The sequence below is a fragment of the Siphonobacter sp. SORGH_AS_0500 genome (assembly GCF_031453245.1).
Classification (GTDB): domain Bacteria; phylum Bacteroidota; class Bacteroidia; order Cytophagales; family Spirosomataceae; genus Siphonobacter.
In genome coordinates this window covers 2,215,397-2,228,137 of record NZ_JAVIYT010000001.1, presented here as the reverse complement: position 1 = coordinate 2,228,137, position 12,741 = coordinate 2,215,397, and the positions used below count along the sequence as shown (strand labels likewise).

At 43.3% G+C, this 12,741-nt stretch carries 10 protein-coding genes; 3 read left to right on the top strand and 7 right to left on the bottom strand.

Translation table 11 applies throughout. The annotated features are described in order from the left end of the window. Positions 1-38 precede the first annotated feature (38 nt). The 6 genes from QE357_RS09335 to QE357_RS09310 form a co-directional block, all read right to left on the bottom strand. The gene (locus QE357_RS09335) at positions 39-860 is read right to left on the bottom strand and encodes an alpha/beta hydrolase family protein (protein ID WP_309706908.1); all 822 of its coding nucleotides are present in this window, start codon (positions 858-860) and stop codon (positions 39-41) included. A gap of 99 nt (positions 861-959) precedes the next feature. Beyond that, positions 960-1,541, bottom strand: a complete 582-nt coding sequence (locus QE357_RS09330; protein WP_309706906.1) for a chemotaxis protein CheB — start codon at positions 1,539-1,541, stop codon at positions 960-962. Continuing rightward, positions 1,523-2,332: a protein-glutamate O-methyltransferase CheR gene (locus QE357_RS09325; RefSeq protein ID WP_106635002.1), complete on the bottom strand. Its 810-nt coding sequence runs from the start codon at positions 2,330-2,332 to the stop codon at positions 1,523-1,525. The genes QE357_RS09330 and QE357_RS09325 overlap by 19 nt, the downstream gene beginning before the upstream one ends. Positions 2,333-2,339: 7 nt before the next feature. Next, positions 2,340-2,708 (bottom strand): response regulator, encoded by a 369-nt coding sequence (locus QE357_RS09320; RefSeq protein ID WP_106635003.1) that lies wholly within the window; start codon positions 2,706-2,708, stop codon positions 2,340-2,342. A 37-nt stretch (positions 2,709-2,745) separates the two neighbouring features. Beyond that, the gene (locus QE357_RS09315) at positions 2,746-6,354 is read right to left on the bottom strand and encodes a response regulator (RefSeq protein WP_309706903.1); all 3,609 of its coding nucleotides are present in this window, start codon (positions 6,352-6,354) and stop codon (positions 2,746-2,748) included. Positions 6,355-6,369: 15 nt separating this feature from the next. Next, entirely contained in the window at positions 6,370-7,950 is a 1,581-nt protein-coding gene (locus QE357_RS09310; protein WP_106635004.1) for a response regulator, read from the bottom strand. 271 nt (positions 7,951-8,221) lie between these two features. On the opposite strand from QE357_RS09310, the gene QE357_RS09305 reads away from it, so the two are divergent. From QE357_RS09305 to QE357_RS09295, 3 genes are all read left to right on the top strand, one after another. Then, complete coding sequence (locus QE357_RS09305) at positions 8,222-8,557, top strand: winged helix-turn-helix domain-containing protein (protein WP_106635005.1); 336 nt, start codon at positions 8,222-8,224, stop codon at positions 8,555-8,557. 82 nt (positions 8,558-8,639) lie between these two features. Then, positions 8,640-9,704, top strand: a complete 1,065-nt coding sequence (locus QE357_RS09300; protein ID WP_309706901.1) for a glycoside hydrolase family 76 protein — start codon at positions 8,640-8,642, stop codon at positions 9,702-9,704. A gap of 608 nt (positions 9,705-10,312) precedes the next feature. Beyond that, positions 10,313-11,473, top strand: coding sequence for an iron-containing alcohol dehydrogenase (locus tag QE357_RS09295; protein WP_309706899.1), 1,161 nt, complete (start codon positions 10,313-10,315; stop codon positions 11,471-11,473). A gap of 142 nt (positions 11,474-11,615) precedes the next feature. Here the strand turns inward: QE357_RS09295 and QE357_RS09290 are convergent, their stop codons facing one another. Further along, on the bottom strand, positions 11,616-12,629 hold the full coding sequence (locus QE357_RS09290; RefSeq protein WP_309706897.1) for a GRP family sugar transporter: 1,014 nt from the start codon (positions 12,627-12,629) through the stop codon (positions 11,616-11,618). Between the last annotated feature and the right edge of the window lie 112 nt (positions 12,630-12,741).

Below are 12,741 nucleotides of genomic sequence, written 5' to 3'. Positions count from 1 at the left end.
GCTTTTAGAAAGCGTGGTTCTTTTTTAGGCATTACTTCTTACTTTTTTCGATCAAAAAACTGCTTCATAAATAAAGCCTGATAGGTTAATGCTTTATTCCAGTAACCCCAGTTATGAGCACCTGGCCGACTGATGTAGTCGTGAGGGATATTCCGTTCGATTAACTTCGCGTGTAAATTTTCATTCACCCCATAGAAAAAATCTTCCGTTCCGCAGTCAATCAGCAGGGCTAACGAATTAGGCGTTAATAAATGCAACAAGTTAATAACCGTGTATTTTTCCCAGTTTTCCGGTGTTTGTGCATAAGTTCCCAATCGCTTGGCGATATCCCAGTTGTTAGGAAAAGGACGAAAGTCTACGCCTCCGCTCATACTACCCGCGGCTCCAAAAACGTCCTGATGTTTAAAGGCCAGATACAAAGCTCCGTGCCCTCCCATACTCAAACCAGCAATACCCCGACCTTCGCGACTTTTTACGGTTTTGTAACGACTGTCAATCCAGGCAGGTAACTCACTGGCTACGTAGGTTTCGTACTTGTAAGACGGGTCAATAGGACTGTCAAAATACCAACTGGAAAAGTTACCGTCCGCACAGACAATCATCATCTGATACTGATCGGCTAATTCGTTAATGGTTAAATGTTTCTTTGCCCAGTCACTGTAGTTTCCGCTGTACCCATGCAGCAGGTATAAAACGGGAAAGACTTTACCAGAAGCATACGAGTCGGGCGTAATTACTACGGCCTTAATCGTTTTTTTCATGGAAGCACTGTACGTATCAACCGTATCCACCTTGGCGGCAAAACTGGAAAAAGCTAGTAACGAGAAAGCAAGAAAGGAAAGGTTTCTAAATAGTTTCATTGAAAATAGGAAGCGTTTCGTTCAACAGAAAGCTGCGAATTTGCAAAAACTTCTCTGAAACTAATGAATCATTTTCCAGGAATTGCCCTCGTAAACCAATCAGGAGAGGTGATTTAGAAACCTAGCTATTTCTTCCACCGAAAAGACAAAATCAATTTGTACGTGTTGAAGGGCGTGATGGGGCATGAAGGGCGTCTGAGCCGTAGCGGGGTCCTGCACAATGGTCAGGCCACCCGCTTTTTTTATGATTCTTAATCCATCCGTTCCGTCTGCATTCGCTCCGGATAACAGAATTCCAATGGCCGAAGGACCGAAAACTTCGGCTACTGACTCGTAAGTAACATCCAGTGAAGGCCGGCTATAATTAATCTTTTCGGAAGCATCGAGGGCAAAGATGTTCTCTTCTTCTACCAGTAAATGATAGTCCGCAGGAGCCACGTATATTTTACCCGACTGAATCGGATCTTTATCTTCAACCTCACTTACGGGAATAGAGGTCTTCATCGAGAAAAGATCCGCCAGCGAAGAATCAACCGAGTTTTTCCGGTGCAGAACGATGATTAAAGTAAAGCCGATAGGCTTCTGTAACAGCGGAAATAATTTCATTAATGCATCAATACTCCCCGCTGAGCCGCCAATAACGACCACTTTAGAGGCATCCATTAATTGATCTTTCGCCATACTTTGTCTCGTGTCAATTGTTTGTAATGCGTCTGAATACTGGAAAACTTCAAGGTTTCTTTAGATCCCAGGGCTAGGTAACCCAGGGTGCCCAAACTTTCGTCAAACAACTTTAATACTTTTTCCTGTAAATCTTTATCAAAGTAAATCAGCACATTCCGGCAGAGAATCAGATCAAATTCATTGAATGAACGATCTGAAACCAGATTATGCGTGGAAAATATCATCTTCTCTCCCAGGCTTTCCTTGAATTTTACCTGCCCATAATTGGCAATGTAATACGAAGAAAAATCGTTTTTCCCGCCTGATCCAATGTAATTCTCTGAGTACAGCTTCATGTGACTCATCGGAAAAATTCCCGCACGGGCCTTCTCCAAAACGGTTGGATTCAGATCCGTTGCGTACAGCAGGGACTTATGCAGAAGATTAGCTTCCTGCAATAAAATGGCCATTGAATAAACCTCTTCGCCCGTAGAGCACCCGGCATGCCAGATTCGGATAAAGGGTTTTGCCCCCAGCGTAGGTAATACATCCGTCCGCAGAAAATGATAAAACGTCGGGTCTCTGAACATCTCCGTTACGTTAACGGTTATTTCCTCCACAAAACGTTTCAGATACGCGGGATCGGACTTTACCCGATACCGAAGCTCCGCAAAACTCGGAAACTTATCAATGGTGCAAATTCGCTGAATGCGTCTTTTCAGAGAAGCTTTGGAGTAATTATTAAAGTCATACCCATAAATTTCGTACAGGTCATTTAACAAAATGGCAATCTCTTCCTCTTCAATCATGACCTTACTAGTATTCACGAGACATTAACTCCAGTAAACGCTCCACATTGATAGGCTTCGAAATATATTCGGTAGCCCCCGCCCTCAAACACTTTTCCCGGTCTCCTACCATCGCCTGGGCCGTCACTGCCAAAATCGGCGTATGCCTGCGTTTCTCAATGGCCTGAATCAATGGAATAGCCTCGTAACCATCCATTTCAGGCATCATCATATCCATCAAAATTATGTCTACAACCTCATCCGTTTGCAACAAATTCAGAGCTTCCTGAGCACTGCTGCTCGACAGACAATCGTACGCTTTTGAGCGTAGGGTAGCCTTTAGAGCAAAAATATTCTTCGCATCGTCATCAATAATGAGCACTCGCTTTTTCTCCATTCCCTGATTTATTCCTAGAGGTGTTATACGATATTCTTTAAGAGCGTTCGTACAACCAAACGCGTAGCAACGATAAAAGCTGATCGATGTCAACGGGTTTGGTAATGTAGTCGGAGGCTCCAGCCTGGATGCATTTCTCACGATCACCCGTCATGGCTTTCGCCGTCACGGCAATGACGGGCATGTCTTTCCAGAGGTAATTTTCGCGGATTTTACGAGCCGTTTCGTAGCCATCCATCTGCGGCATCATCATGTCCAGTAAAACGATGTCAATGTGGGCATTTTCTTCAAGTTTCTGAAGAGCCTCTTTGCCATCCAAAGCCGTGATGACATTCATCTGGTAATTCTCCAACGCCTTCGATAAGGAGAAAATATTCCGAATATCGTCGTCGGCTACCAGCACATTTTTACCCTTCAATATCTGGCTTAATTCGCCCAGTTTTTTATATCGACCCTCTTTCTTTTCCGATTGTTTATTGTCCTCCACTAAATGCAGAAACAACGAGACTTCGTCCAGCATACGTTGATAAGAATGAGCCGTTTTAACGATGATCGAATCTGCGTATTTTTTGATCTTTAATTCTTCGGAAAGGGATAGACTTTTCCCGGTAAAAATGATAATGGGAAGGTTCTCAAAATCAGGGTCTTTCCGGGCCTGTTCAAGCATGTCATAAGCTTTGGAATCGGGGATACCCATATCCAGAATTACGCAATCAATATCTTTCCGGCGAAGAGCCTGAATGCCCTGATCGACATCACTTTTCAGCTCGGAATTGATATTGAATGTTTCCAGAAAATACGCTAATGCTTTGGCGTGTTTCGGATTATCTTCAATAATCAGAACTTTCTTGGCATTGCGATTCAAAACGTATTCAATTTTCTCAAAAACGTCTTTCATTTGTTCAAATGCCATTGGTTTGTTAACAAAATCAACGGCACCTTTCAGTAAACTTTCCGTCTTCATTTTATGGGAAGACATAATATGTACCGGTATAGGCCGCGTTTGGGGATCGGCTTTCAGGGCATCCATTACTTCCCACCCGCTCATGATTGGTAACTGAATATCCAGTAAAATACCAGCAGGCTTATAAAGCCCAGCGAGTTTTAATCCTTCATCTCCCCGAACGGAAACAATGCCTTTATAGCCCTTTTTCCGGGAATAATCGAGTAACGATTTGGCAAAGGCAGTATCATCCTCAATAATCAAAATGACCTTATCGTCTTTTTCTATGGACTGCCGATCATCAGGAATATTAGCCGGGATTGTGGTACTCAAAAATTCAGTAGTCTTTTCTTTCGCAGGCTGCGGCTTTTCTTCTTCCTTTTTAATGATTACTGGAGTAACCTCTATCTCTTCAATCTCAATTCGATTGAGCTTCGAAATAGGTAAGTGCAACGTAAATTCACTACCTTTATTTACCTCACTGGTTACTACTAACTCGCCACCTAATAATTTTACTAACTCCCGGCTAATCGATAATCCCAGACCCGTTCCACCGTACTTACGCTTCGTCGAACCATCCGCTTGCTGGAAGGCTTCAAAAATCAAATGCTGCTTTTCTTTCGGAATACCAATACCGGTATCTTTGACGATGAATCGAACTGAATTATCGTATTTAGTATCCTTTTCTAACGTTAAAGAAACTTCCCCTTCGGAAGTAAACTTAATGGCATTGGATAATAAATTCTTCAAAATCTGTCCCAGACGTAAACGGTCTGTTTCCAGATAAGCAGGAATAGTATCAGCAACCTTTACCTTGAAATCTAATTTTTTATCTTTCGCTAAAGGAGTAAAGAGGGCTTTTAATTCATCGGTAATTTCATTCGTTGATACATTCATAAATTCGAGCTTCATCTGACCTGCTTCGATTTTTGAAAGATCAAGGATTTCATCAATTAAGCCTAATAGTCCATTTCCAGAGTTATTGATTACCTGAGCATATTCAACTTCATCTTTCGAAAGATGATTTTCATTATTCTCAGCTAACAGACGGCTCAATAATAAAATTGAGTTCAAGGGTGTCCGCAATTCATGGGACATATTCGCTAAAAATTCAGATTTATATCGCGTTGATATTTCAAGCTCTTCGGCTTTTCTCTGAATTTCTTCATTTTTTTCTTCCAGTAATAAACTTCTTTCTTCCAGTTCTGTATTAGACTGTAACAATTCTTCCTGTTGTACTCTCAGCTCTTCTTCTGAAGCCTGTAACTTCTGAGACTGAGCTTCAAGTTCGGCATTCAGGTTCTCTAACTCGTTGTGCTGAGCCTGTAACTCTTCAGCCTGAGCCTGCGTTTCTTCCAGGAAATTCTGAAGTTTAATATAATCTAAAGCGGCGTTCACGCCGACCGCTATATCGTCTGCATTACTTTTTAGCAACTCTAGTTCTAGCTCGTTTGGCGATCGTAAAAAGCCCAGTTCAATAACTCCAATACACATATTGGCGTATACCAGCGGCATGATTACCAGAGAAGAAATGGGCGTTTGACCTAAGCTTGACTCCACCACTAAGTAATTGTCAGGCAGATCATTAACGAGCATTATCTGTTTCTCCTTAATCGCCTGGCCCACCAGTCCTTTTTCAATATAAACGACTTCGGGAGCAGTACTGGAAGCGTAACTTGAGATTAATTTATAACTCAAATCTGATTCCATAAAGTACACGGTACCCACCGGAACACCGATAAAATGAGTAAGTGTATTAATTAAATTACTGGCTAGTTTTCGGGCATTACGTTCGCCATTAATGGCATTATTAATTTCAGCGGAACCCGTTTGAAGCCAGTTTCTACGTTCTAAGTCATTAAAGCTCGTTTCCAGCGATTCGGCCATTGCATTAAGAGCTCTGCCAATTCGCCCTAATTCATCATCCCGGGTATCCTGGCTCCGAGAAGTGTAATCGCCCTGTGCAATTCTTCCGGTAATGCCTTCCATAACCGAAATCCGGCGATTGGCCTCTTCGAAGGCCTCTTCTCTTTTAATTTGCTCTTTTAATTTAGTATCTAATTCATTTTTAATTCTCGTGTATGAAAAGCCGGTAATAAGAATAGAAACAATCGCCGCAATAGCCAGAACGATTGGCGTATACGTTATGTAAAAACTTTGTTTTTCAAGACGGCTTTGCAGGATATTATTTTCTTCTTTTTTAATCTGTTCGATGACGCTACGAAGATTATCCATAATCTTCTTGCCTTTTATCATTTCATTGTTCTGACGAGCCGTATCCCGACTAACAGCCATTCCTTTTCTCCTAACCAGATCAATAATCAGTTGCATCTGGTTAAACTTTGCATCGTATAGACGCTTGGCTTCATCCAGATTTTTCTGTTGAACCTTATTGTCAATGGTCAGATTTTTAAGGGTATTATAACTGCGGTTAGCTTTATCATACGCACCCGTGTAAGGTTGAAGAAAGTCCGGGTCCAGCGTAATCAGGTATCCTCGCTGTCCGGTTTCTGCGTCCTTTAAATGCGACATAATGTTTTCAGATTCCAGCAATACTTCATTGGTATGATTAACCAATTCGGAATTGGTAATCAGTCGCTGGGTGCTGTAAAAAGACGCTACTAAGCTAAAGACTAATAATATGACAGAGATTGAGAAAACAACCTGCAATTGTTTAATTACTGAATAATGAGCTCTAGGCATGGCGAATAGAAATGCTTACTTCAATACGTGGTTAGTTTGATTCACAGGTAAAACAATAATAAAGCTTGTCCCTTCTCCCATCTGGCTTTTGGCTGATATGATTCCGTTGTGCGTATCAATGTTTTTCTTGGCAATGGCTAATCCAATTCCCGTTCCTTCGTAACTACTTTGATCGTTTAATCGCTGAAAAATGATGAAGATTCGGTTCAGGAATTTCTCATCAAAACCAATTCCATTATCTTCTACTATGATCCGACAGAATGCCCCATTTTCTTTTGCCGGGCTGTCAATGGACTTATCTGCGACTAATTCACCAGTAATGTGAATAACAGGAGCTACCGTAGGCTTTGAGAATTTTAAAGCGTTACTAATCAGGTTTTGGAACACCTGCCTGATCCGGCTCGGCATCGCTGAAATAACTGGTAAATTACCTACGGATACAATGGCTTCTTTACGGGATATTAAATCGTCAAAATCGATTAATAACTCGTGTAAAATTTCATTTAAATTCGTTTCCTGGAAAGAAGAGCTATTGGATAATCTGGAATACTCTAGCACATCACTGATAAGCCTCGACATCCGGGCTGAAGACTGAATGGAACGATCCAGGTAAGAGATGGCTTCGTTATTGTCTTTTAAATACTTTTCTTTAATTACGCCATTGAAGATTTGAATCTTCCGTAAAGGTTCTTTTAGATCATGCGATACTACCCAGGCAAATTGTTGCAATTCGTGATTGGTTCGCTCTAACTCTACGTTTTTATCCAGTAACTCTTTGGTACGTAATTCTACTTTTTGTTCAAGAATTTCAGCATTGATTTTTTGCTGATGAATATCCGTAAAAGTCCCTACCCAGCGAACCGTTACTTCTTCAAATTTGATAGGGGTAATGCGAAGCAAATGATAGCGGTATTCTCCCGTAGTTAATTCTTTTAATCGTGTTTCTTTGATGTATTCAACTCCCTGTTTCAAATACGTCTCCCACTCCAGATGAATGTTATCATCCGGGTGCATTTCAGGGAATTGATCCAGTTGTCTTGAGTATTTATACCAGTGTTCATTAACATACTCAATCTTCCCTGCTGAAGCAATGGTAAAAGCCATTTGCGGCAGCGATTCTACGATAGACCGTAACTCCTGCATGCCTTTGGCCAATTGCTCTTCGGCTTGCTTTCTAACCTCAATTTCTTTCAGTAGGCTTTCCTGCGTGGCCCTTAATTCCTGCTGCTGCTCGTATAAACGATTGAGTATTTTGACTTTCAACAATAAAATGTCTGGATCAACCGGTTTGGTTAAATAGTCAATTCCACCCGAAGTATACCCTTTGGTAATAAATTCTTTTTCTTTATTGACTGCTGAAAGAAATATGATGGAGGTATCTTTTGCTTTACTATACCCACCGATGAAGTTTGCTACTTCGAAACCGTCCATTCCGGGCATTTGCACGTCCAGAATAATGACGGCATAGTTATTAGCAAGAACTTTCTTCAGAGCCTCTTCTCCAGATTCTGCGGTATCGACAGAAAATTGATGCTGCTCAAGAATTTTCTTCAAAGGAAGAATATTCTCAGGTCTGTCATCTACTATAAGAATCATATCCAAAGAAACTTTTTTCAAAACACTAGAACACTTACCCACAAGGTTGAAACCTTGATTGTGATTTCTTGTTTAAAATTAGTCGTGAATTTAACTGCCCTTCAACTTTATTGTCAGATTAAACAAAATTTTAACCTGAACGAATGATTATTTGTTATCAATTCATAATCCAGTATTAAGCTGGCTTCGTTTCAGCGGGGGAGAGTTACGAATTGCGATCCCTTTCATTTCATCCTTATTTTTGCCGCTGCGAATTCTAATGAGCAATGTTATGGCATTTAAAGTAAACGGGCGAATCTGGATTGAAGGAGAAGAACGCTTCATGGGCATTGGCAGACTGGAATTGCTTCAGCGAATTGAACAGACTGGCTCAATTTCTGCTGCGGCTAAGGGCATGGGCATGTCTTACAAACGAGCCTGGGATTTGATCCAATCGCTGAATAATCAGGCCGCTTCTCCCGTAGTTAGCACGCAGACGGGGGGCGAACGCGGCGGCGGGGCCCTCATCACCCCGGAAGGCAAACGCTGGATTAACCTTTATACGGAGTTGCAGGAACGTTTTCAGGCGTTTGTGGAACAAGAGTCGAGCAAGCTGACCTTAGAATAATTTCTTCGTTGTCAGAGTTCCCAACCGTGACGTATCACTATGTATAGATGAACCATTGACAATTCCTCTATACTTACGTTTTATGAAAAAATCTGCCTTCCTGCTGGCAACATTCCTATCGTTTAGTTTATCCGGCTGGGCTCAAACCGAGCGATTGCATCAAATTCACCAGAATATTCAAAGCGTTTTTTACGAGCCTTCAACCGGGCTCTATAAAGAGACGAATGATACGGCTCACAATGAAAAGCCTCACTCCTACCTGTGGCCGCTTTGTGCTCTGGTTCAGGCGGCGAATGAAATGGAAGTGCTGGAACCCAGAGCATCTTACCTTCAACCCGTTTTGCACACTATTCAGCAGTATTACAACGCCAACCCTCCGGCTCCGGGTTACCAGGCTTATGTCACAAAAGAAATGACAGACACGCGTTTCTATGATGATAATCAGTGGATTGCGATTGCTTGCCTGGATGCTTACAAACGAAACAAACAGCCATCTTACCTCAAAACGGCAGAGCTGATTTATAAATTTATGCTGACAGGTTACAATCAGCGGGGCGGCGGCGGTATCTACTGGAAAGAAGATGATAAAACCACCAAGAATACCTGTTCAAATGGCCCGGGTATTCTCATTGCCTTGCAGTTCTATAAACTTAGGAAAGACCCGAAAGATCTACAAACGGCCCTTGAGCTGTACCGCTGGACGAACCAACAGTTGCAGGCTCCATCGGGCGTTTATTATGATGCAGTGAAGTTACCCAGCATGAAAATCGACTCGGCCATTTATACCTATAATACCGGAACTATGCTTCAGTCTAACGTGCTTTTGTATGAATTAACGAAGGATCAAACGTATCTCAAGGAGGCGAAGCGAGTGGCCGAAGCGGCAAAGAATCATTTTTATCGAAACCATAAATTTCCGGGGAACTACTGGTTCAACGTGGTTTTACTACGGGGGTACGTAGAGCTTTTCGAAGTGGATAAGGACCCGCAGTACCTGCGTTTATTTGCGAAAGACGCTGAGCGAATCTGGAAAGAAGAGAAAGACCAGCAACATTTGGTTGGCCCCCGCCCCTGGAAGTCGCTAATCGATCAGGCCGCCATGCTGGAAATGTACGCCCGGCTGGAAGCTTTGAAAGGGAAAATTTAATCTCTGATTCTGAATACCTTATCAGTAAAGTGCCTCTTCGGGGGCACTTTCTGTTTATGGGTTGAGTTTAGGAGTTCGGGGTTTATGTTTTTTTGTTTAGTGTTTAGGGGTTTGAGTTAATCGATGAATTGACTCCCATCTAATGCGGGGTTGTAAGGGAATGAAGCCTTCCCGAGTTAATGGCCTCAGTAATTACGAAAAAAACAACCCCAGCGGGGTTAAATCACGAATAGCCCCGTATGAAATGCGGGGGTGCCAAGGAGACAACCTACCCGGGTTATAGATCCGGGTAATTATGAAAAAAATAACCCTATCGGGGTTAAATCATGAATAGCCCCGTATGAAATGCGGGGGGTGCAATCCCTCCCCGGTTTAATAGATCCGGGTAATTATGAAAAAATAACCCCAGCGGGTTAAACCATGAATAGCCCCGTATGAAATGTGGGGGTGCCAAGAGAACCTCCCCGGGTTATCACCCGGGGCTATTAGGAATTTAACCCCGCTGGGGTTGTCGTGCAACAATTACAGTTAACTCACAACCCAAAACTCCAAACCCTAAACACAAAACTCTAAACTCCCCCAAATTCCCAACAATTCCTTCAGAGATTATGCTAAATTTTGAATTTAAGAATCCGACTAAAATTATTTTCGGAAAGGGCCAAATTGAAAAATTATCCACCGAGCTACCAGCCCATGCTAAAGTTCTGTTGCTGTACGGTGGTGGAAGTATCAAAAAAAACGGCGTTTACGAACAAGTCATTGCAGCACTCCAAGGTTTTGAGGTAGTTGAATTCGGTGGCGTTCCCGCTAACCCCGAATACGCCGTCCTTTTAAAGGCCCTCCAAATTATTAAGGATCAGTCCATTACTTTCATCCTCGCCGTGGGTGGCGGCTCAGTTATTGACGGAGCCAAGTTTCTTTCGGCGGCGGCTTTATACGAAGGCGACGAACCCTGGGATATTCTTTCCAAAGGCATTCGTTTTGAGAAAGGCTTACCCTTTGCCAGTGTCTTAACCCTGCCCGCTACGGGTTCTGAAATGAATTCGGGTTCGGTCATCAGTCGGGCAGAAACGCAGGAAAAATTATCCTTTGGCGGACCCGGCATGTTCCCGGTTTTCTCCATTCTTGATCCTCAGGTTATTCAATCCATTCCTCCGCGGCAGCTTGCGAACGGAATTACCGATGCCTTTACGCACGTGCTGGAGCAATACATGACGTACCCGATTCATGCCCGTTTACAGGATCGTTTTGCGGAAAGCATTATGCAAACGCTAATTGAAGTGGCCCCGCTGGTCATGGCAAACCCAGCGGACTATTCAGCGGCCGCTGACTTTATGTGGAGTTGCACCATGGCTCTCAATGGACTGATTCAGAAAGGGGTTCCCACCGACTGGGCCGTTCATGCCATGGGTCACGAGTTAACGGCCCTGTATGGCATCGACCATGCCCGTACACTGGCGGTTATTGCACCCAGCCATTACCGTTACAATTTCGAGCGGAAGAAAGAGAAACTCGCTCAATACGGCGAACGGGTTTGGCATATTACGGAAGGAACAACGGAAGAGAAAGCGGAACAGGCCATTGTAAAAACGGAAGAGTTTTTCCATTCGCTGCATATTCAAACCAAATTGTCTGCCTATACCGATCAGTTCGAAAACACGGCTGAGCAAATTGAGCAACGATTTACGCAACGAAACTGGCTGGGCATCGGGGAATATAAAGACCTGAAACCTTCGGACGTGAAGAAGATTGTGGAGATGAGTTACTAAGTAATGGGCAGGACTTGGCAGCCGCCGCTGCGGTCATTAGTTAATAAACTCACAGTCAGAAACTTACCACCAAGCTATTCATTATTAAGTAATTACACGAACTTAATTAAGAACCAGAGCCGGATTTATTCCGGCTCTTGGTTTATCCGGCACTGGCCCGAGCCATGACGATGAGTATTAACCCGACCACGTAAGTTCCGCCCATGATCCATAAATAACGTTTGGCTTTGGCGGGTGCTCCTTCAAATTCCTTCCAGACCAAAAGTCCCCAAAGAACCGACACAACCGTTGCTCCCTGGCTTAATCCGTAAGAAACAGCTCCGCCCGCATCCTGCGAACCCAACAGGAGTGTAATCATTCCAATTCCCCAGATGAATCCACTGCCCAGACTCAGTCCATGTTCTTTGGCAGAAACGTCTCCATACCGCACCTCGTCTTCTCCTTCGAGTAACTTCAGTCGTTTCACGGTCCATTCTATCAGCGGGTTACTGATCAAAATTCCCAACGCAAACAACACAAAGCCTGTGTAGGGCGTAAGCTTTTCAGCTTCAGGTAAAGCAATATCCTCCACAATGGATTGGGTAACCAGTAGAAAAAAGAAACCCGAGAAGACCCCGCCCGCCAGAGCTACCCAAATGCCCTTGGTACTGGAACCTTCGTCTTCCTCCTCTTCTTCATTTTTGGCTTTATAGGCAAACGCACAGGCCGCGATTGAAGCCAGCACCAGGCCGCCCCCAATGGCAAGTAACCCTACGTTTCCTTCAGGTTTAGCTATATAGTTAACAATCAGTCCTAAAGCCAACGACAAACCTGTACCGACGGGCATGGCTACGGCAATACCTGAAATATTAATTCCCACGGTAAGTAACATATTCCCAATATTGAAGATCATGCCTCCTATTACGGCCAGAGCCATATTTCGCAAGGTTGCCTGCTGAATATCGTCTAGAAAGGCTCGCTCGTTGGAACCCAAACTGCCTAGCGTGAAAGCCAATACAAGAGCAGTAATGACAATCCCATAAACGTAATCACGGTAAAAGATGGACAGTGGAGCGGATTGCGTAACGAGTTTCTGACCGCTTGTCCAGGAGCCCCAGCAAAGCATGGTAATGAGGCAAAAGATAATGGCAAGGGTAGCGTTTTCAATAATAACCATGGTTTAGCAGTTTCGTTCTAGTGGATTCCTCCAAACCTTAATAAAACCCGGCCAGTACCCGCACAAAAAAACCGCTGACCTCTACGGCCAGCGGCATATTTCATTAGTTTGA